The organism is Micromonospora sp. NBC_01638 (assembly GCF_045209745.1).
In the GTDB taxonomy this organism is placed as follows: Bacteria; Actinomycetota; Actinomycetes; order Mycobacteriales; family Micromonosporaceae; genus Micromonospora.
The window spans coordinates 1910210-1930109 of record NZ_CP109273.1; the positions used below are offsets into that span (position 1 = coordinate 1910210).

16 protein-coding genes are annotated in these 19900 nt (G+C 73.0%); 8 read left to right on the forward strand and 8 right to left on the reverse strand.

Going from position 1 to position 19900, the window contains the following annotated elements; translation table 11 throughout:
• Positions 1-66: 66 nt before the first annotated feature.
• Positions 67-1536: a D-alanyl-D-alanine carboxypeptidase/D-alanyl-D-alanine-endopeptidase gene (gene dacB / locus OG811_RS09040; protein ID WP_406075607.1), complete on the reverse strand. Its 1470-nt coding sequence runs from the start codon at positions 1534-1536 to the stop codon at positions 67-69.
• 533 nt (positions 1537-2069) lie between these two features.
• On the opposite strand from dacB, the gene OG811_RS09045 reads away from it, so the two are divergent.
• Positions 2070-2576 (forward strand): inorganic diphosphatase, encoded by a 507-nt coding sequence (locus OG811_RS09045; RefSeq protein ID WP_406073352.1) that lies wholly within the window; start codon positions 2070-2072, stop codon positions 2574-2576.
• Between the two features lie 31 nt (positions 2577-2607).
• Here the strand turns inward: OG811_RS09045 and eccD are convergent, their stop codons facing one another.
• Positions 2608-4011: a type VII secretion integral membrane protein EccD gene (gene eccD, locus OG811_RS09050; protein WP_406073354.1), complete on the reverse strand. Its 1404-nt coding sequence runs from the start codon at positions 4009-4011 to the stop codon at positions 2608-2610.
• Positions 4012-4112: 101 nt separating this feature from the next.
• On the opposite strand from eccD, the gene eccCa reads away from it, so the two are divergent.
• From eccCa to OG811_RS09070, 4 genes are all read left to right on the forward strand, one after another.
• A complete protein-coding gene (gene eccCa / locus OG811_RS09055) occupies positions 4113-8096 on the forward strand; it encodes a type VII secretion protein EccCa (RefSeq protein WP_406073356.1) in 3984 nt (1327 codons plus the stop codon).
• A gap of 74 nt (positions 8097-8170) precedes the next feature.
• Positions 8171-9511, forward strand: coding sequence for a type VII secretion-associated serine protease mycosin (gene mycP / locus OG811_RS09060; RefSeq protein WP_406073358.1), 1341 nt, complete (start codon positions 8171-8173; stop codon positions 9509-9511).
• A gap of 52 nt (positions 9512-9563) precedes the next feature.
• Positions 9564-10355: a phosphatase PAP2 family protein gene (locus OG811_RS09065; RefSeq protein WP_406073360.1), complete on the forward strand. Its 792-nt coding sequence runs from the start codon at positions 9564-9566 to the stop codon at positions 10353-10355.
• 37 nt (positions 10356-10392) lie between these two features.
• Positions 10393-11100, forward strand: a complete 708-nt coding sequence (locus OG811_RS09070) for a phosphatase PAP2 family protein (protein ID WP_406073362.1) — start codon at positions 10393-10395, stop codon at positions 11098-11100.
• 13 nt (positions 11101-11113) lie between these two features.
• Here the strand turns inward: OG811_RS09070 and OG811_RS09075 are convergent, their stop codons facing one another.
• The 6 genes from OG811_RS09075 to OG811_RS09100 all read right to left on the reverse strand — a co-directional run bounded on the left by OG811_RS09075 (position 11114) and on the right by OG811_RS09100 (position 16420).
• A complete protein-coding gene (locus OG811_RS09075) occupies positions 11114-12292 on the reverse strand; it encodes a MarP family serine protease (RefSeq protein WP_406073364.1) in 1179 nt (392 codons plus the stop codon).
• A gap of 63 nt (positions 12293-12355) precedes the next feature.
• Positions 12356-13048 (reverse strand): NUDIX hydrolase, encoded by a 693-nt coding sequence (locus OG811_RS09080; RefSeq protein WP_406073366.1) that lies wholly within the window; start codon positions 13046-13048, stop codon positions 12356-12358.
• On the reverse strand, positions 13045-13698 hold the full coding sequence (locus OG811_RS09085) for a TlpA family protein disulfide reductase (RefSeq protein ID WP_406073368.1): 654 nt from the start codon (positions 13696-13698) through the stop codon (positions 13045-13047). The genes OG811_RS09080 and OG811_RS09085 overlap by 4 nt, the downstream gene beginning before the upstream one ends.
• Positions 13695-14483: an endonuclease III gene (gene nth, locus OG811_RS09090; RefSeq protein ID WP_406073370.1), complete on the reverse strand. Its 789-nt coding sequence runs from the start codon at positions 14481-14483 to the stop codon at positions 13695-13697. Before nth ends, OG811_RS09085 begins: the two co-directional genes overlap by 4 nt.
• Before the next feature lie 40 nt (positions 14484-14523).
• Positions 14524-15702, reverse strand: a complete 1179-nt coding sequence (locus OG811_RS09095; protein ID WP_406073372.1) for a CapA family protein — start codon at positions 15700-15702, stop codon at positions 14524-14526.
• 55 nt (positions 15703-15757) lie between these two features.
• Positions 15758-16420 carry an adenosylcobinamide amidohydrolase gene (locus OG811_RS09100; RefSeq protein ID WP_406073374.1) on the reverse strand — a complete coding sequence of 221 codons (663 nt, stop codon included), beginning with the start codon at positions 16418-16420 and terminating at the stop codon, positions 15758-15760.
• Positions 16421-16562: 142 nt separating this feature from the next.
• On the opposite strand from OG811_RS09100, the gene OG811_RS09105 reads away from it, so the two are divergent.
• The 3 genes from OG811_RS09105 to OG811_RS09115 all read left to right on the forward strand — a co-directional run bounded on the left by OG811_RS09105 (position 16563) and on the right by OG811_RS09115 (position 19887).
• Complete coding sequence (locus OG811_RS09105; RefSeq protein WP_007466162.1) at positions 16563-17240, forward strand: Crp/Fnr family transcriptional regulator; 678 nt, start codon at positions 16563-16565, stop codon at positions 17238-17240.
• 350 nt (positions 17241-17590) lie between these two features.
• A complete protein-coding gene (locus tag OG811_RS09110) occupies positions 17591-18223 on the forward strand; it encodes a TetR/AcrR family transcriptional regulator (RefSeq protein WP_406073376.1) in 633 nt (210 codons plus the stop codon).
• The gene (locus OG811_RS09115) at positions 18220-19887 is read left to right on the forward strand and encodes an acyclic terpene utilization AtuA family protein (protein ID WP_406073378.1); all 1668 of its coding nucleotides are present in this window, start codon (positions 18220-18222) and stop codon (positions 19885-19887) included. The genes OG811_RS09110 and OG811_RS09115 overlap by 4 nt, the downstream gene beginning before the upstream one ends.
• Positions 19888-19900: the final 13 nt, after the last annotated feature.

Below are 19900 nucleotides of genomic sequence, written 5' to 3' on the forward strand. Positions count from 1 at the left end.
GGCTCGCGCCCCCGATCGACGTCGATGGCGGCTCCGGCAGGGCCGGAAACTCCCGATCCGTGACGGTCAGCGGCAGCCGCAGCCAGCCAGCGCGGCGGCGATCCGGTCCAGCGCAGGCTGGGCGGTTTCCTTCCCACCGGGCACCTGGTCGGTGAGCACCGCGAAGGTGAGCAGCCGGCCATCGGCGGTGGTGACCAGGCCCGCAATGGAGTGCACCTCGGTCAGCGTGCCGGTCTTGGCCCGGACGCTGCCCGCACCGGCGGCCGTGCCCGGGGTGTTGCGGTAGCGGTCGTCCAGGGTGCCGGACCAGCCACCCACCGGCAGGCCACCGAAGACACCGGCCAACTCCGGATGGTCCGGGCTGGCCGCCAGCCGGACCAGGTCGGTCAGCAACGACGGGCTGATCCGGTTGCTTCGGGACAGGCCGCTGCCGTCGGAGAGGGTGATCTCGTCGGCGGGCAGGCCCAGCTCGGCCACCTCCGCGTCCATCGCGGCGGCGCCCCCGTCGAACGAGGCCGGCTGGTTGCGGGCCAACGCGACCTGGCGGGCGAGCGCCTCGGCCACCAGGTTGTCGCTTTCGCTGATCATGATGTCGACCATCCGGATCAGCGGCGGAGACTGCACCACGCCAAGCTCGGCGCCCGGTGCCGGGGTGCCACCGGCCGCGGCCGGCGCCGGGGCCGTTCCACGTTTCACGGCACTGGTCGGCACGCCGAGCAGCCGGGCGAACGACTTGCCGGCCGCCAGGTCCGGCTCGGCGAACCGCTCGGCGGACCCGTGCTCGACGCCCGGGTCCCTGCGCGCGCCGTCGGTCATCAACGCGGTCACCGCGCCGCCGGACCCGCCAGTGGGGATGTCGGGGTCCCAGCCCGGGCCGTAGACCGGGCCGGAGTAGACCGAACCGTCGACGACGACATTGGTCGGGGCGACTCCGCCGAGTGCGGTGCGCACCTGGGCGGCCAGGTCGTCGAGGCGCGCCGCCCCGGGGTAGTAACCCTTCTTGTCGATCGCGAGGGTGGGGTCGCCGCCACCGACGATCACCACCTCGCCGGCCTTGGCGCCGGCGACCACCCGGGTGGGGATCTGGTAGCCGGGTCCACGGGCCGCCAACACGGTCACCGCGGTCACCAGCTTGGTCACCGAGGCGGGCACCGTGCCGTCGTCGGCTCCCTTGGCGAACAGCGTCTGGCCGGAGATCACGTCGGCCACCGAGACGTTCACCCGGTTGCCCAGCGCGGCGGCGCCGACCAGCGGATCAAGCACCGCACGAACCCCGTCGGGGGTGGGCACGGGGGCGTTCGGGTCCGGGCCGGCCAGCACGTCCGACGGGGCACGCTCCGGGGTCACGGCAGCGGCGCTCGGCGCCGACCCGGCGTCGTCGCCCAGCCACCCGGCGACCGGCCCCGGTCTGGTGACGACGACTCCGACGCCGACGAGCACCAGCAGCAGCACGACGGCCAGCACCACCAGCAGCCGCCGCCGACGGCGCGGCGCGACGGGCGCGGGTGCGGGTGCGGCACCAGTGGGCGCGGGCAGCGCGGAGATCGGCGGACCCAGCGGTGGCACGCCGGCCGGGTCGGGAGTGGTCGGCGCGTGACCGGACGGCGGGCTGACCGGCGCCGGGCTGACCGGGACCGCGGCGCTTCCGCGCGGCGGGCCGCTCACCGGTCGCTCACCGCCGACCACCGGGAAGCGACCGGTGTTCGGGCTGGGCGGAGCCGTTCCGGCCGGCGGGCGCCAGGGCAGCGGCGGGGGCCGCTCGGGCACCGTCTCCGGCGCAGGGGTCGCTGGCTCGGGAGCCCGCGGAAGGTGTGCCTCCGGGACCGGAAATCGCCCCGTGGCACCACCGGAGCCGGATCGTCCGGTACCGTGCGCGGAGCCCCCGTCCGGGCGGTAGTGTGAATCTTCCCTCCCCACGACCCCCTCCTCCCCCAGCGAAAATCGGCTTGGGTGACACTACTTCGGTCCGAAGACTATGCGGCGGCCGGAGTCGGCGGGTGGGCATTCGCCCGTCCGGAGGGCCGCCAGTGGTTCCGTTAGCCAGCGTGGGCAGACGAGGGAGCGTGCAGATGGATTTCGACGTGACGGTTGAGATCCCCAAGGGTCACCGGAACAAATACGAGGTGGACCACAAGACCGGCCGGATCCGGCTGGACCGCACCCTCTTCACCTCCACCCAGTACCCGGCCGACTACGGGTTCATCGAGGACACGCTGGGCGAGGACGGCGACCCGCTGGACGCGCTGGTGCTGGTCCCCGAACCGACCTTCCCGGGCTGCCTGATCCGCTGCCGCACCATCGGCATGTTCCGGATGACCGACGAAAAGGGCGGGGACGACAAGGTCCTCTGCGTGCCGTACGAGGACCCGCGCCAGGAGCACCTGCGCGACATCCACCACCTGGGCGAGTTCGACCGGCTGGAGATCCAGCACTTCTTCGAGGTGTACAAGGACCTGGAGCCCGGCAAGTCGGTGGAGGGCGCGACCTGGGTCGGCCGCACCGAAGCCGAGGCCGAGATCCATGCCTCCTACCAGCGTGCCAGGGACGCCGAGGCGCGCGGCGAATCCGCCCACTGACGACCGCTGACGCACCGGGCCCGGAGGCCGCTCAACCGAGCAGCCCCCGGGCCCGGTCGTACAGGTCGAGCACCGCGCAGGCGATCGGCACCACGGCGACCACCAGGGCCGTGTCGGTGAGGTCCGCGACCCGCCCGAGGTACGGCGAGACCGGCCGGCGGGCGTACCCGGTGCCGCCGGCGACGGCCACCAGGGCGAGCGCCGCACCTCCCAGAACCAGCGCCAACCGCCCGGCGTCGTCGGCCCGGCCGACCAGCACCGCGCCCAGCACCGCGTAGCCGGCCAGCCCGGCGAGCACCGTCGGCACCCGGTGCCGCAGCGCCACGAACAGCCGCGACCGCAGCAGCAGCACGGCCGAGGTGACCGCCACCAGCACCCGACCGGCCATTCCGCCGGCAACCCCCAGCACGACTGCCGCCGCCACCGCCAGCAGGGCGTGCCCGATCAACATTCCGGTCAGCATCTCCTCGGTGCGGGTCACCGCGGCGTGGACCCGGCTCCGGTCCGGCAGGTCCCGGGCCCGCTCCGGCTCTTCTGCGGCGGTCGAGGTCGGCAGGGTGATGGGCGGCAAGGGGAGCTTGCCCAGCCGGATGGCCAGCAGCGGGATCACGCCGACGGCGAAGACCAGTGCGCTGAGCAGCACCGCCGCCGTACCGGCCGGGGTCAGCAGCAACCCACCGAGCGCGGCCCCGGCGCCGATCAGGCCGACCGTGACACCGGCCACGAAGACCCGCAGCCGGCTGGCCACCCCGAGCAGGCCGATCAGCGCCACCAGCAGCAGCACCACCGAGCCGGCCAGCAGTTCGGGGGCACCCACCCAACGGGCCGGCCCGAACGGCCCGACCGGGTCGCCGGAGCCGACCGCGAGGGCACCGGCCGTGAACGCGTACGGCAGCGCGTAGCCGCCGAGCGTCGCCCCGGCGGTGCCGTCGCCGTTGGCGCGGGATGCCACCGTGCCGGCCACGGTGAGCACCAGCGCCACCACAGCGGCCGCCAGCCAGCCAGCCCGGTGCGTCGGGCCGCCGGCGAGCAGGGCGAGTAGCCCGACGGAGAGCGGCACGGCGGCACCGGCCAGACCGGCGGCCCGGGTGGCGGTGGGCAACCAGGCTCCGCCGCGGCGGCGGGCACCATCGGCGATCGCCTCGACCACGTCGTCGTACTCCAACTCGGGCCAGTGCGCGCGAGCCGGCACGAGATGCAGCACCTCGCCGTCGCGGACCCCCTGTGGCAGCAGCGCCTGGGCGGTCGCCAGCAGCGCGCCGTCGGTGCGGCGTAGAACCCAACCACCGTGCTGCTCGCCGTCGTCGGCCAGCCCGACACCGGCGTGCCGGAGCACGTCGGGCAGCAGTTCGGCCAGGGGCACCTGCTCCGGCAGGGCGACGTCCACCCGTCGTTGCGGCGCGCTGATGGTGACGCGGGCCAGACCGGTAGTCATCGACTGGTCTCCATGTTGAGAGGGATCGGAGGCTGCGCGGACGACAGGACTTTACCTACCATGAGCCAGGCTCGGGTTACCCAGCGCTGTCAGGAGGCCGAGTGTCCACCGTCGTCATCAAGCGTCCGCCGCGTCGACCAGCGCCGGAGATCCCCGCCGGGGAGCTGCCGGTCGACGCGCCGCCGGAGATCCCCGTGGTGGCCGGCGGGCGGTGGCAGCAGATGTTCATGCTGCTGCCCATGCTCGGCGGCACGGTGGCGATGGCGATGATGTTCGGCCGAGGCGGCGGCGCCTACTCGTACGTGGTGGGCGGAATGTTCGGGCTCTCCTCGTTGGCGATGCTGGTGACCTCCTGGGGCAGCGCCTCCGGCACCCCGAAGAAGTCCGAGATGATGGCAGCCCGCAGGGAGTACCTGCGCCACCTGGCCACGCTGCGGCGACGGGTCCGACGGACCGTTGGACAGCAGCGGGCCGGCCTTTACTACCGGCACCCGGACCCGGGCGGACTCTGGTCGACCGTGGACAGCCACCGGGTCTGGGAGCGGCGCCCCGCCGACCCGGATTTCGCGGTGGTGCGGGTCGCCGTCGGGCCACAGACCCTGGCCACTCCGCTCGTCCCGCCGGTCACCCGGCCGCTGGAGGAGCTGGAACCGATGACCGCCGGCGCGCTGCGCCGCTTCCTGGACGCGTACTCCGTGGTGCCCGACCTGCCGGTGGCGCTGTCGCTGCGCAGCTTCGCCCGGGTGCACGTCCGGCCCGCCGGCCGCCCCGGGGGCGCCACCCCGACCACCAGCGGGCCACCCACCGGCGACCCGGCGGCGCAGGCGCTGGTCCGGGCCGTGCTGACCCAACTGGCGGTCTTCCACGCCCCCGACGAGCTGCTCGTCGCGGTCTGCGCCGGGCCGGAACGCCGCACCTGCTGGGAATGGGTGAAATGGCTCCCGCACGCCCACCATCCCGGCCGCAACGACGCGCTCGGGCCGGTACGGCTGGTCACCAGCTCCGCCGCCGAACTGGAAGGGCTGCTGGCCGACGTGCTGGCCAGCCGGTCCCGGTTCAGCCCGGCCGGTGCGGCCACCGACGGCCCGCACGTCGTGGTGGTCCTCGACGGCGGCGACCTCACCGGCGCCAGTGACCTGACCGGTGACGGCGGCATCGACGCGGTCACCGTGCTGGACCTGGACACCCCACCGCCTCGGCTGCTGGACCGGTACGCGCTGCTGCTGGAGTTGCACGGTCGGCGGCTGCACTCGTGGTCGTCCGATGGGCACGCCGAGGTGGGCACCGCCGACCAGCTGGACCTCGCCGACGCCGAGGCGGTCGCCCGACGGTTGGCGCCGCTCCGGCTCGCCGGTGCGGCACGCGGACCGGACGCCCCGCTCCAGGCCGACCTGGGTCTTCCCGAACTACTCGGTCTCGGCGACCCGGGGAGCTTCACGGCCGAGCAGGGCTGGCTGCCGCGCTCGGCACGGGACCGGCTCCGGGTGCCGATCGGGGTGGGCGCGGACGGCGGTGCCATCGAGCTGGACCTCAAGGAGTCCGCCCAGGACGGGATGGGCCCGCACGGTCTGCTCATCGGGGCGACCGGTTCCGGCAAGTCCGAGCTGCTCCGCACGCTGGTGCTGGGGCTGGCCGCCACGCACAGCTCCGAGCAGCTCAACTTCGTGCTGGTCGACTTCAAGGGCGGCGCCACCTTCGCCTCCTTCGACCGGCTGCCGCACACCGCGGCCGTGATCACCAACCTGGCCGACGCGTTGCCCCTGGTCGACCGGATGGTCGACGCCATCAACGGGGAGCTGGTCCGCCGCCAGCAGCTGCTGCGGCGCGCCGGCAACTTCGCCAGCGTGCGCGACTACGAGCGGGCCCGGGCGGCCGGCAGCCCACTGGCCCCGCTGCCGTCGCTGCTGCTGATCTGCGACGAATTCTCCGAACTGCTCTCCGCCAAGCCCGACTTCATCGACCTGTTCGTGCAGATCGGCCGGCTGGGCCGGTCACTCGGCGTGCACCTGCTGCTCGCCAGCCAGCGGCTGGAGGAGGGTCGGCTCCGCGGGCTGGACACCCATCTCTCGTACCGGATCGGGTTGCGGACCTTCTCCGCGCTGGAGTCCCGCACCGTGCTCGGGGTACCGGACGCGCACGAGCTGCCCCGGTCGCCGGGCCATGGCTACCTGCGCGCCGGCACCGACCCGCTGGCGCGGTTCAAGGCCGCGTACGTCTCCGGCGCCGTCCGCCGTCGGGCCGCGACAGCCGGCGTCACCGCCGAGGGGGGCGCACGGCTGCGCACCTTCACCACTCACGTCGTGCCGGTGCCCGAGCCGGCAACCCCGGTCGCGCCCGTCGTGGCAGAGGAGGAGAGCAGAGAGATACTGCTCGACCTGCTGGTGGACCGGCTCGTCGGGCAGGGCCCGCCGGCCCACCAGGTCTGGCTCCCGCCGCTCGGTCAACCACCGGCCCTGGACGAGCTGCTCGGCCCGCTGGAGGTGAACCCGAAGCGCGGGCTCACCGTGGGCAACCCGGAGCTGCACGGCGCACTCGGAGTGCCGCTGGCCGTCGTGGACAAGCCGTTGGAGCAGCGCCGGGACCTGCTCTGGCTGGCGCTGGACGGCGCGGCCGGGCACGTCGCGGTGGTCGGCGCACCGCAGAGCGGCAAGTCCACCGCGCTCCGCACGCTGATCTGCGCGCTGACGCTCACCCACACTCCGGCCGAGGTGCAGGTCTACTGCCTCGACTTCGGTGGTGGCGGGCTGGCCGCGCTGCGCGACCTCCCGCACGTGGGCGGGGTGACCGGACGTGCCGACCCGACCGCCGTCCGGCGCACCGTCGGCGAGATGACCACCCTGCTGGCCGATCGGGAGCGCCGCTTCGGGGAGCTGGGCGTGGAGTCGATGGCCGCGTACCGGCAGCGCCGGTCCACGGCGGGGGCGACCAGCCAGCCGGGCGCCGATCCGTTCGGCGACGTGTTCCTGGTGATCGACGGTTGGAGCAGCATCCGAGGCGAGTACGACGACCTGGAGCCACTGGTCACCGACCTGGCCACCCGGGGCCTGTCGTACGGGCTGCACGTGGTCGCCAGCGCGCTGCGCTGGCTGGACTTCCGCCCGGCGATCCGGGACCTGTTCGGCTCCCGGTTGGAGTTGCGCCTCGGCGACCCGGCCGACTCGCTGGTGGCCCGGCGCGCGGCCGCGAACGTGCCGGAGCGCTCCGGCCGAGGGGTGACCGCGGAGGGCCTGCACTTCCTCACCGCGCTGCCCCAGCTCGCTGCCGCCAACGGGGACACCGCCGATCTGGTCAAGCGGGTCGCCGACGGGTCGGCGGGCCCGCTGGCGCCCCGGGTCCGACTGCTCCCGCCGGTGCTGCCGTACGCCGATCTGGACCTCGCCGCGACGACCGGGCTGCGGCTACCGATCGGGATCGCGGAGGCGGACCTGCGACCGGTGCTGCTCGACTTCGCCGCCGAGCCACACTTCGTCGTCTTCGGGGACTCGGAGTGCGGCAAATCGTCGTTCCTGCGCGCGCTGGCGACGTCGATCATCACCCGGTTCACCCCCGAGCAGGCCCGGATGATCCTGGTCGACTACCGGCGCAGCCTGCTCGGTGCCATCGAGACACCACACCTGATCGGCTACGGCACCGCCGCGGCGCACACCGCCGACCTGGTCGAGTCGGCCGCCGGGTACCTGGAGCGGCGGGCCCCCGGCCCAGAGGTCACTCCGCAGCAGTTGCGGGACCGGTCCTGGTGGTCCGGGCCGGAGCTGTTCGTGCTGGTGGACGACTACGACCTGGTGGCGGCTGGGCCGGCGAATCCGTTGCGGGCGCTGGAGGAGCACCTGCCGCACGCCCGGGACGTCGGGCTGCACCTGGTGCTGGCCCGCCGATCCGGTGGCGCGGGTCGCGCCCAGTACGAGCCGATCGTGCAGCGGCTGCGGGAGCTGTCCACCGCCGGGCTGGTGATGGCGGGCAGCCCGGATGAGGGCGCACTCGTCGGGCCGGTGCGGCCTGGACCGCTGCCGCCGGGGCGTGGCCGACTGGTCACCCGACGAGAGGGCGTACGCCTCGTTCAGCTCGCACAACTGCCGCCACCATGACCTGACTCGCCGGTTCTTCCCGTGACGGGTGGGGAAACCGGTAATCTCCGATCGTCGTGGTTCCGTCGGGATGAATGGCTGGGGATGTGACTGGGGTGCGGCACAGCGGTCCGTCGGCGGCCCAACGGGCAGTCGTTCGGGCGCTGCTCGGTGTGGCTGCGGCGTTCGCCGTTGTGGCCCCGACCGCGGCAGCCGTGCCCGTCGCCGCGCCCACCAACGGGGGACAGCTCGCCGGCGCGCCGATGACGTTCGCCCCCGGCGACGCCGTCGCTCGCACCGACCAGGTCCGCGACGAGCAGTGGCAGCTCGACGAGTTGCAGGCCGAAACGGCCTGGCGCACGTCGACCGGTCGGGGCGTGACCGTCGCGGTGATCGACTCCGGTGTGGACGGCACTCATCCCGATCTGGTCGGCCAGGTGCTGCCCGGCGTGGACCTGGTTGGTCCCAACGGTGGTGCGGGCCCGGATCCGGTGGGGCACGGCACGACGGTCGCCGGCCTGATCGCCGGGCGCAACGACGACAAGCGGGGCGCGGTCGGCCTCGCGCCGGACGCCCGGATCCTGCCGGTCCGGGTGCTCGACGACCAGAACCGCTACGACGACGCGTTGATCGTCGCCCAGGGGGTTCGCTGGGCGGTCGACCATGGCGCCCGCGTGATCAACCTGTCGTTGGGCGGCAGCGGCGACAGCCTGGCCCTGGCCGCGGCCCTGGACTACGCGTTCGTTCGGGACGTGGTCGTGATCGCCTGCACCGGCAACCTGGCCACCTCCAGCGACACCAAGGTCTGGTATCCGGCCCGTGAGCCGGGTGTGATCGCGGTCGCCGGCCTCGAACGCAGCAGCGACAACCTGTGGTCCGGGTCGATCACCGGCCGGGCGACGGTGCTGACCGCTCCCGCCAGCGGGCTGGTCGGCGCGAAGCCTCCCAGTGGGTACTGGCGGGTGCAGGGCACCAGCTTCGCCGCACCACTGGTGACGGCCACCGCCGCGCTGGTCCGGTCCCGCTATCCGCAGATGCCCGCGGGTGAGGTGGTCAACCGCTTGCTGGCCACGGCCCGGGACCTCGGCCCGACCGGGCGGGACGACCGCTTCGGGTACGGCGTGGTCGACCCGGTGGCCGCACTGACCGCCCAGGTGCCGCCGGTGACCGCCAACCCGCTGGACGATCACAAGTCGCCGGGTGTGACTGGTTTCGGCCCGGCTCCCGGCTTGGCCGACGACGACCAGGTCGCCGGTGCCGGCAGTGATCCGCTCGGTCTCGCCGCAAACCGCCAGCAGACCAGGTGGACGGCCCGGGCGGCGGGCGGCCCGGACACATCCGCACCGGAGCAACTGTGGACCGGGGTCGTGCTTCTCGTCGCCCTGGTCGGCGGCACCGCTCTGCTGGTGCGCCGGCTCCGTCAACGGGCCCGTTGATCACCGCCCACCAGCAGGCCTGACCGGTCGCCCGGGCGGGTAGAACCGACCCATGAGTACGCATCGGCCGCCCACTCTCGCGCCCATCGGCCAGCCGTCCTGGCGGCACCGCCGACTCGACCCGGACAATTCGCTGGGTCTGCGGCTGACCCTGGCCGCGGCGGCGGCGTTCCTGGTGCTGGTGCCCTTCGCGCTGCTCGCGCTGCTGGTGCTCGGCGCCTGGGCACCGCTGCACCGGCTGGACGCGGCGGTCACCGACGCGCTGCACGGCTATGCGCTCGACCACCCGACCTGGGTCGTGCTGATGCGGATCTGGACCGAGGTGTTCGCGCCGATGCCGCTGCGCGCCGTCGTCCTGCTCCTGGTGATCTGGCTGCTGCGCCGGGGAGCCCGCCGGCTGGCCCTCTGGGCGACCACCACCATGGTGGTCGGTGGGTTGTTCGGTCCGCTGCTCAAGCTGCTCGTTGGCCGGGACCGGCCGGAGTTGCTGGAACCGGTGGCACGGGCCGCCGGCTACTCGTTCCCCTCCGGGCATGCGCTGAACGCCACCCTGGCCGCCGGGGTGCTGCTGCTGGTGCTCCTGCCGTACGCCAGGCGGGCAGCGGCGCGGGTCGCGCTGTGGGCCGCTGCGGTGCTGATCACCGTGGTGACCGGGCTGAGCAGGGTGGCGCTCGGCGTGCACTTCACCAGCGACGTGCTGGGCGGCTGGCTGCTCGGTGTCGCGGTGGTCGCGGCGACCACCGCCGCGTTCACCAGTTGGCGGGCGCACACCGGACTCCGGCCGGTCCGGCCGGCCCGTGACGGTGTCGCTCCAGAGGTCGAGCGGCATCCCGGAGCGGCCTGAGGCGTGCCGGCGGGGCCAGCCGGGTACTGGCCGACGCATGTCCGACACCGTGGTCCAGATCGTCCGGCGGGTGCTGCTGCCGGTGTCCCTCCTGCTCGGCGTCATGGTGCTGCTCGGGGTGCTGGTCACCCGGGTGTTCGCCCGGACCTGGCCGTTCACCGTGGAGGACGCGGTGAACCGGGAGTTTGCCGCCGACCGCACCGGCGGCTGGAACGACGTCTCGCTGGTGTTCAGCACGCTGGCCAGCACCCAGCTGATCGTCGTGGTCACCGTGCTGGTGGCGTTGGCACTGCGTCTCTGGCTGAAGCGTTGGCGGGAGCCGCTGTTCCTGTGCGCGGCGGTGACCGCCCAGGCGCTGGTGTTCCTGCTGACCACGCTGGCGATCGACCGACGGCGGCCGGCGGTGGAGCACATGGATGTCTCGCCGCCCACGTCGAGCTTCCCGTCCGGGCACACTTCGGCGGCGGTGGCGCTCTATGTCGGTATTGCCGTGCTGATGGCGTTGCGGGTGCGGAGCACCGGGGCGAAGGTCGCCTGGTGGACGCTGCTGCTGATGGTGCCGCTGGGGGTGGCGCTGACCCGGATGTATCGGGGAATGCACCACCCGAGCGACGTGCTGGCGTCCTTCCTCAACGGCGGCACCTGTGTCGCGATCATGGCCCGGACCGTGTTGGACCGAGGGCTGCGGTGGGGGCGGGCGAAGCTGCCGACCGTGGGGCGACCGGCCGCGCCGGCCCGGAGCTGACTGCGCCCAGCGGTCAGGTGCACTCGCCGGTGGCGACCTGCCGGTTGCGTTCGGCGCCGGCCAACGCCACCGGGCGGGCCTCGGCCGCGGTCACCGCGAAGCCGGTGTTCGGGTCGTCGGCCGCCGCCGCGAAGATCACGCCGAGCACCAGGCCGTTGGCGGAGAGCAGCGGGCCGCCGGAGTTGCCGCTGCGGACCAGTGCCCGGATCGTGTAGATCTCCCGGGTGACGTCGCCGGAGGAGTAGATGTCCGGCCCTTTGATCCGGTCGACGTCGCGAATCCGCGCCGACTGCGCGTTGTAGGGACCGTCGAGCGGGAAGCCGAGCACGATGGAGTCGGAGCCGCTGCCCGCGTTGCCGGCGGCGAACCGCAGGGACGGACCGGGCAGCCCGGGCACGAGCAGCACGGCCAGGTCCCGGTCCGGGTCGTAGACCACCACCTTGCCGTCGTACCGCTCGCCGCCCAGCTCCACAGCGACCGAGCGGGTGCCGGCGACGACGTGTGCGTTGGTCATCACCCGGTCGTCGGCGTACACGAAGCCGGATCCCTCGATGCGGCGTGAGCAGCTGGGCGCGGAGCCGAGCACCTTGACGACCGACCGTTGACCGTTGACCACCACCTGTGAACCGGCCAGCGCCGGGTCGGGCGGGTCGACCTGCCGGGCCCGCGTGGGCGCGAGGTCACCGAAGACGTCCGGGAACCCGTCGGTGTCGACGGTGTCCTCCAGCGCGGTGGACAACTGGTGGGCCTGTTCCGGCAGGACCCGGTTGACCACCGTGATCAACGCGCTGTTGCGCACCGAGGCGGCGAGCCAGGGCACCGACGACGAGCCGAGCGGCACGGCGACCAGCCAGGCGAGCAGGAGCACCGCGAACAGCGAGACGAATGCCCCACCGACGTCGTCGATCCGTTTGCCCACGTCGCTGGTGATCGTTTTGCGCAGGTGCGAGCCGAGCCAGCCAGCGAGCGCCTGCCCCACCACAGCCAGCCCGAAGATCGCCACGAGCGAGATCAGCACGCGGGTGCCGGCGTCCACGAACTGCCGGGCGAACAGCGGCCCAAGCTGGAGGCCCAGCAGCAGACCCAGGAAGAAGCCGGACAGCGACGTGATGCCGATCACGAAGCCTTGACGGTATCCGCTGATCGCGAACACGAGCATGAGCAGCAGCAGGACGAGATCCACGACGGACACGGGTCAAGCGTACGGGCAGTGCGCCCGCCAGATGACCACCGCTTGCGGAAGGTGACGGTGCGGTCAGCGCAGGGCGGTCTCGTCGGCCTCGTCGGTGCCGGCCGACGGCGCCGGGGTCGCCCCGGTCGGCGGCAGCTCCAGCACCCGGCCGCGCGGCCACGGGCGGGCCCAACCGCCCATCTCGAGCAGGGTGGCCAGCACCCCGGCGGTGAAGCCCCAGACAAGCATCCCGCGCGCCGAGAACGCCGGCCCGATCCAGCCGCTCGGGTGACGGACCCGCAGCCGGTTGGCCGGGTCGACCAGCTCGCTGACCGGCAGCCGGGCGACGTGCGCCACCTCGGCCGGCTCCCGGGAGTGCACCGGGTGCGGATCGTGCCACCAGGCCAGCACAGGTGTGACCACGAAGTCGCTGACCGGGATCCACAGTTTCGGCAGCTCGGCCAGCACGGTCACGCTGGTCGGGTCGAGGCCGACCTCCTCGTTCGCCTCGCGCAGGGCGGTGGCGCGGACGTCGGCGTCCTCCGGGTCGGCCGCGCCACCGGGAAAGGCCGGCTGGCCGGCGTGGTGGCGTAGGGTCGCGGCCCGTTGCAGGACGAGCACGTCGGGGCCGGCGCCGGGCTGCTCACCGAGCAGCACCAGCACGGCGCTCTCCCGGCCACCCTCGGCCGGGGTGGTCAGCCGGGTGAAGTCCTCGACGCGGGCGGTGCCCAGCCGGGTCAGCAACGGCTCGATCCACTCGGGGGGTCGACTGGTCAACCCGGCACCGCCAGGCCAAGGTGTTGGCGGACCAGCTTGGCGAGCTGGGCGTCGTTGAGCGCACCGGTGGCGTCCACGTGCCGGATCCGGCCCTGCGCGTCGACGAAGAGGGTCAGCGGGAAGGCGTTGCGCTTCAACTCCCGTTGCAGCGCGTCGCCCTGGTCGACCAGGATCGGGAACCGTACGCCGAAGTCCTCGCCGATGGACTGGGCACCGCCCCGGCTGTCCCGGGTGTTGACCCCGACCACCTGGAGTCGCCCGGCGGCACGCTCGCTGAGCCGCTGGAAGGCGGGCAGCTCCTTGCGGCACGGCCCGCACCAGGACGCCCACACGTTGATCACCGCCGGCCCGGCCACGTCCCGCAGAGCGACGGGGGCACCGCCGGTGAAGCAGGACAGCGTCAGCTCCGGTAGCGCCTGCCCGCCAGCGGCGGAGGCCGTCGTGCCGGAGCCGGGCGTGGCGGGGGTTGTCGTGGCGGAGCCGGGCGATACGGCGGTGGGCGCGGTGCTCAGCGTGGCGCAATCCCGGAACGGCGATGGTCGCTCAGCGGCGGCCCGGCCGGGGGCCGGACCGTCGTCGGCCGCACCGCTGGTGCACCCGGCGGCGGCCAGCAGCAGCGGCAGGACCAGGAGGGCGAGGCGCCTGTTCACGGCACCTCCGCAGCGACCGCCTGCGCGGGCACCAACTCCGGGTCGACCCCGGCAGCCACGGCGAGGTCGCGCGCCCGGGGGCCCTTGAGCAGCTTGGCGGCGGCGGCCGGCTCGGTCGTCCCGGTGCCGTACGAGGGGCAGAGCTTCGCGAGGGTGCACGCACCGCAGGCCGGCTTGCGGGCGTGGCAGACCCGCCGCCCGTGGAAGATGATCCGGTGCGACAGCATGGTCCAGTCGCGCTTGTCGTACAGCGCGCCGATCGCGTGCTCGATCTTGACCGGGTCGGTCTCGGTGGTGAGCTGCCACCGGTGGACCAGCCGCTGGAAGTGCGTGTCGACGGTGATGCCCGGGACGTCGAAGGCGTTGCCGAGGATCACGTTGGCGGTCTTGCGGCCGATACCGGGCAGCGTCACCAGGTCGACGAGCCGGCCGGGGACCTCGCCGTCGTACCGGTCGAGGAGGGTCTGGCCGAGCTTGAGCAGCGAGTTGGTCTTGTTGCGGTAGAAGCCGGTGGGCCGAATCAGCTCCTCCATCTCGCCCCGGTCGGCTCCTGCGTACGCGGCGGCGTCCGGGTAGCGGGCGAAGAGCTTGGGAGTGACCTCGTTGACCTTCTTGTCCGTACATTGCGCGGAGAGGATGGTGGCGACGGCCAGCTCCAGGGCGTTGGAGTGGTCCAGCTCACAATGCGCGTCGGGGTGGGTCTCGGCCAGCACCCGGCCGATCTTGCGGGCACGACGTTTGCGCCCGAGGTCGGTCTCGCTGGCGTCGGGAGGACTACTGGTCACGACGGTCAGCCTACGTCGCGCCCCGGACGTTCCCGCCGGGTCAACCGGCGGTCGGCGGCGAGATCTTGCCCTGCCCGTCGAGCCGGGCGCCGCCCTTCTGGAAGTCGGTGCGGCTCAACTCGGTGACCAGGCCCAGGCCCCGGTCGTCCGGGTCCATCGTCGGCTTGCCGGCGGAGTTCATGTACGTCGAGGTGAACGAGCCACCGGCCCAGCTGCCGTCCGGGTTGAGCGACACCTTCAGCACCCCGCCCCAGCCGAGACGGCCGGTGTTGCTCAGCGAGTTGCCGCCACCGGCGAAATTGCCCAGGCTGTAGGCGATGAGGCGGCCCTGGTAGAACTCCATCCCGCGCAGCACGTGCGGCCCGTGCCCGACGATCAGGTCGGCCCCGGCGTCGATCATGGCGTGCGAGAACTTCACCGGGTCACCCCGGTTTTCACCCAGGAACATCTCGGTGCCCGGCTTCACCCGGGTCTTGTCCGCTCCCTCGCCACCCATGTGCACCTGCACCACGACCAGGTCGGCCATGGTGGCCGCCTTGGCGACCACCGTCTTCGCCTTGGCGATGTCGACCAGACTGTTGGACCAGACGTACGACGAGAAGCCGGCCACGGCGACCTTGACGCCCTTGACATCGACCACGGTGATCTGGTCCGGCGCCCCGGTGTGCTCCAGGTCGTACTTCTCCAGCGCCTTCTGGGTGTTCTCGTAGCCCTTCGGCCCGTAGTCGTAGCCGTGGTTGTTGGCCTGGTTGAGCACGTCGAAGCCGGCGTCGCGCAGGTGTGCGGCGTACTCCGGTGGGGCCCGGAACTGGAAGCAGCGGGTGGAGTTGGCCCCGCACTTGCCGGTGCCGGTGTCCACCGTCAGCGGCTCCTCCAGGTTGCCCATCACCAGGTCGGCCTTGAGCGCCTCGGTGACCGAGGTGAAGAAGCCCTTACCGCCTGCGGCCGGCAGCCGGCTCGGCGCGTTGCCCATGATGATGTCGCCGGTGGCGGAGAGCGAGATCGCGCCGCCCGCACCGGAAGCCGCAGGCCCGGTGGCCTTCGGGCCGGCCGTGGACACGGGCGCGCCGGTGCCACCGCCTCCGGCGCCTGGCTGCCAGACGGGGGCCTCGCCGCCGGGATCGGCACAGCCGGCGGCGAGCAGGGCGGCCAGCAGCGCGGCGAGGCCGAGGGCGACGCGGCGGCGCGGGCGGGACGCGAGAGGGGCGGAAGCGTACATCGCTGGCGACCCTACCGGGCTGTGAACGCGCCGACGACAGCCGATCGGGTGGAAGTTAGCCGGTGAGCTGCTCGGACCAGGGCACGACCGCCCGTGCACCCCCGGCGAGCACTGCGGCGTGCACCGCTCGGGCGAGCGGAGCGCCCCAGGTGGAGCGCGGCCCGGCGTACGCGGCCTCCGGCCCGTCGACCGGGCAGAGCACGGTGACCGCGTCGGTCGGGGTGCCGGTCCCCGGCAACCCCAGCTCGGTGATCGCCTGGGTCTTCGCCTCGGTCGCGGTGGCCACCGCGTTGACCAGTGCCGAGTCGGCGAGCCGGGCCGGCACGTACACCACGATGTTGACCGTGCCGACACGCTGGGCGAGCCCGGCCGGAGCTGGCGCGGCCGCGAGCACCGGTGTGCCGAGCCCGACAGTCGCCCAGGCCCGCACCCCGGTGTCGGTCCGCGCCACCACCTCAGCCACATTGACGCCGGTCAGCAGACCAACCCCGGGCCCGTCGAGGGCCAGGTCCGCGGCGAGCGCCACCAGGTGCACGGCAGGGTCGTCCCGGTCGTACGACATGGGTACGGTCGCGTTCAGCACCCAGCGCCGGACCCCGATGCCGCCGCCCAGTGGGCCACTGCTGACCGCTCGCAGGGGCACGTCCGCATGCCAGACGAGCAGCGGAATATCGCGCCCATCCTCGGCGCGGCTGGTCAGAATCGGCTCGCTCAGCACGTCGGGCAGGTTACGCCCACCGATCAAGATTCCAGGGGCGACCTCTGATTCCTGCTCACGTGCGCCTAGACTTGGCGGCGCGCGAGGGGATCAGCGGACGGCGGACCCGCCGACGGACGGCACGCGTAACCGGAGGTGCGCGATGGACGAGGTACTTGCCCGCAGCGGGATCTTCCAGGGTGTTGACCCGGAAGCTGCCGAGGCGCTCGCCAAGGAGATGGAGACGATCGAGGTCCGCAAGGGCGAAATCGTCTTCAATGAGGGCGAGCCCGGTGACAGCCTCTATATCCTGCTGTCCGGGAAGATCAAGGTTGGTCGCCGCGCAGCGGACGGCCGGCAGAACCTGATTGCGGTGATGGGGCCGTCGGACATGGTCGGTGAGCTGTCGCTCTTCGACCCCGGTCCGCGTACGGCGACCGCCACCGCGGTGACCGACACCCGGCTGGTGCGACTGCGCAAGCAGGCGCTGCGGCCCTGGCTGAACAACCGCCCGGAGATCGCCGAGCAGTTGCTCCGGGTGCTCGCCCGGCGGCTGCGCCGGACCAACGACTCGCTCGCCGACCTGATCTTCACGGACGTGCCGGGCCGGGTCGCCAAGAACCTGCTCCAGATGGCCGGCCGGTTCGGCACCCGGGACGGCGGCGTGCTGCGGGTGACCCACGATCTCACCCAGGAGGAGATCGCCCAGCTCGTTGGCGCCTCCCGGGAGACGGTCAACAAGGCGCTGGCCGACTTTGCCTCGCGCGGTTGGCTGCGGCTGGACGGCAAGAGCATCATCATCCTGGACCCGGAGCGCCTCGCCCGTCGCGCCCGCGTCTGAGCAGCACATTCCGTCCCCGCCTCCCGTCACCGACGGGAGGCGGGGACGTTTGCGTCTGCCGGGCGCAGATTTCCTGGACGTGGCGCAGCATCCGCGGTGAGGGTGCGGCTGGGGACATGGGGTCGGGGTGCCTTTGGAGCTGAATCGTTTGCGACATCACCGGATGCGACCGACGCACGCGACCGACGGATGACTCGTTTGTGACATCAGCTCCACAGCGAGCCAGCACACCGCGCCCACCCTCTGAGCCGCGCCGCCACCGCACGGCGGCGGCGCCGCACTTCCGCGCGCGCCGTGGCCTAGAAAAAGTCAGTCTTGACTGTTTGTTTCGGAGGCCGCAGGCTGTTCCCGTGTCCACCGCATCGACGCGTGTCCCTCAGCAGGAGCGCAGCCGCGCCACCCAGGCCCGGCTGCTGGAAGCGACCGTCGACTGCCTGATCGAGCACGGCTGGTCCGGCACCACGACCACCGTCGTCGCCGCACGGGCCGGTGTCTCCCGTGGCGCCCAACTGCACCACTACCCGACGAAGGCCGCCCTGGTGACGGCCGCCGTGGCCCATCTCGCCGAGCGGCGGGCCGCCGAGTTGCGCACCGAGGCCGAAGCGTTGCCGGCCGGCCCGCAGCGGCTCGACCGGGTGATCGACCTGCTCGGCGTGGCGTTCACCGGGCCGCTGTTCGTGGCCGCGCTGGAGCTCTGGGTCGCCGCCCGCACCGATCGGGAGCTGCGGGACGCGCTGGTGCCGCTGGAGGCGACGGTCGGCCGGGAGATGCACCGCCTCACCGTCGCCCTGCTCGGCGTCGACGAGCGCCGACCCGGAGTCCGCGAAGCGGTGCAGGCCACCCTCGACCTGCTCCGCGGGCTCGGGGTGGCCAACCTGCTCAGTGACGACTCGGCCCGCCGCACCGCCCTGTTGACCACCTGGAAGCGCCAGCTCGCCACCCTCCTCACGCCCGCCGCCGGCACGGACGGGGTACGCGCATGATCCGGATCGGAAACGCCTCCGGCTTCTACGGCGACCGGTTCAGCGCTTGGCGGGAGATGCTCGACGGCGGCGAGTTGGACGTACTGACCGGGGACTACCTGGCCGAGTTGACCATGCTGATCCTCGCTCGGGACCGCCTGCGCGACCCCGACCTGGGCTACGCGAAGACGTTCCTGCGTCAACTGGAGACGTGCCTCGGCACCGCCCTAGACCGGGGGGTGCGGATCGTGACCAACGCCGGCGGGCTGAACCCGGCCGGTCTGGCCGCCGCCATCGACGCCCTCGCCAGCCGTCTGGGCCTGCCAGTCCAGGTCGGGTACGTCGAGGGCGACACGATCCAGCGTCCGGACGCGTTGAGCGCGAACGCCTACCTGGGCGCGTTCGGGATCGCCGCCTGCCTCGACGGCGGTGCGGACGTAGTGGTCACGGGCCGAGTCACCGACGCGTCGCTGGTGGTCGGCCCGGCCATCGCCCGGTACGGGTGGGGCCGCGACGACCTCGACAAGCTGGCCGGAGCGACCGTCGCGGGGCACCTCGTCGAGTGCGGCGCACAGGTCACCGGTGGCAACTTCAGCTTCTTCACCGAGCTGCCCGACGGCGGGCATCGGCCCGGATTCCCGATCGCCGAGGTGCACGTCGATGGTTCAACGGTGCTCACCAAACATGCGGGTACCGGCGGCGTGGTCACCGTGGAGACGGTCACCGCCCAACTGCTCTACGAGATCGGTGGGCCGGCGTACCTGGGTCCGGACGTGGTCACCCGACTGGACACGGTGACGTTGCGCCCCGACGGACCGGACCGGGTCCGGGTCTCCGGTGTCCGGGGCACGCCGCCGCCGGCCACGCTCAAGGTGGGCGTCAACAACCTCGGCGGGTTCCGCAACTCGATGACATTCGTCCTCTGTGGGCTGGATATCGAGGCGAAGGCGTCTCTGGTCCGGGCGCAGGTCGAGGAGGCGGTGGGCAAGGACGGGCTGGAGTTCGTGCTGGCCCGGACCGACCACCCGGATGCCGCCGACACCGAGGCTGCCAGCGCCCTGCTCCACGTCCACCTGCGCGACGGCGACAAGGCGCGGGCCGGACGGGCCTTCTCGGCCGCCGCGGTGGAGCTGGCACTCGCCTCGTACCCGGGCTGCACGCTGACCACCCTGCCGGGCGACGCGACACCGTACGGCGTGTTCACCGCCGACGCGGTGCCGCAGGACGCAGTGGCGCATGTCGCGGTGCTGCCCAGCGGTGAGCGGGTGCCGATCGCCCCGCCGAGCCGCACCGCCCCCGCCTCGGAGCCCGAGACAGTCCCGGGCGGTGACGCGGCGGTCGACGGCCCTACCCGGCGCGGGGCGCTCGGCGAGTTGGTCGGCGCGCGCTCCGGAGACAAGGGTGGGGATGCCAACCTCGGTGTCTGGGCGCGAACCGAAGCCGGGTACGCGTGGCTGCGCACCTGGTTGACGGTGGAGCGACTGGCCGAGCTGCTGCCGGAGACCGCGCCGCTGTCGGTGCAGCGCTACGAGTTGGCGAACCTGCGGGCGGTCAACTTCGTGATCGAGGGCCTGCTCGGGGCGGGGGTGGCCGCGTCCACCCGCTTCGACCCGCAGGCCAAGGCGCTCGGCGAGTTGCTGCGCGCCCGGATCGTCGACCTGCCGGTCGACCGAAATCATGAATGAGATCATCGCGAAG

Bases quoted from the DNA above. Each gene is read 5' to 3' on its own strand.
- OG811_RS09045 (WP_406073352.1), top strand. From the start codon at position 2,070: ATGGATTTCGACGTGACGGTTGAGATCCCCAAGGGTCACCGGAACAAA.
- eccD (WP_406073354.1), bottom strand. From the start codon at position 4,011: ATGACTACCGGTCTGGCCCGCGTCACCATCAGCGCGCCGCAACGACGG.
- mycP (WP_406073358.1), top strand. From the start codon at position 8,171: ATGGCTGGGGATGTGACTGGGGTGCGGCACAGCGGTCCGTCGGCGGCC.
- OG811_RS09065 (WP_406073360.1), top strand. From the start codon at position 9,564: ATGAGTACGCATCGGCCGCCCACTCTCGCGCCCATCGGCCAGCCGTCC.
- OG811_RS09070 (WP_406073362.1), top strand. From the start codon at position 10,393: ATGTCCGACACCGTGGTCCAGATCGTCCGGCGGGTGCTGCTGCCGGTG.
- OG811_RS09095 (WP_406073372.1), bottom strand. From the start codon at position 15,702: ATGTACGCTTCCGCCCCTCTCGCGTCCCGCCCGCGCCGCCGCGTCGCC.
- OG811_RS09105 (WP_007466162.1), top strand. From the start codon at position 16,563: ATGGACGAGGTACTTGCCCGCAGCGGGATCTTCCAGGGTGTTGACCCG.
- OG811_RS09115 (WP_406073378.1), top strand. From the start codon at position 18,220: ATGATCCGGATCGGAAACGCCTCCGGCTTCTACGGCGACCGGTTCAGC.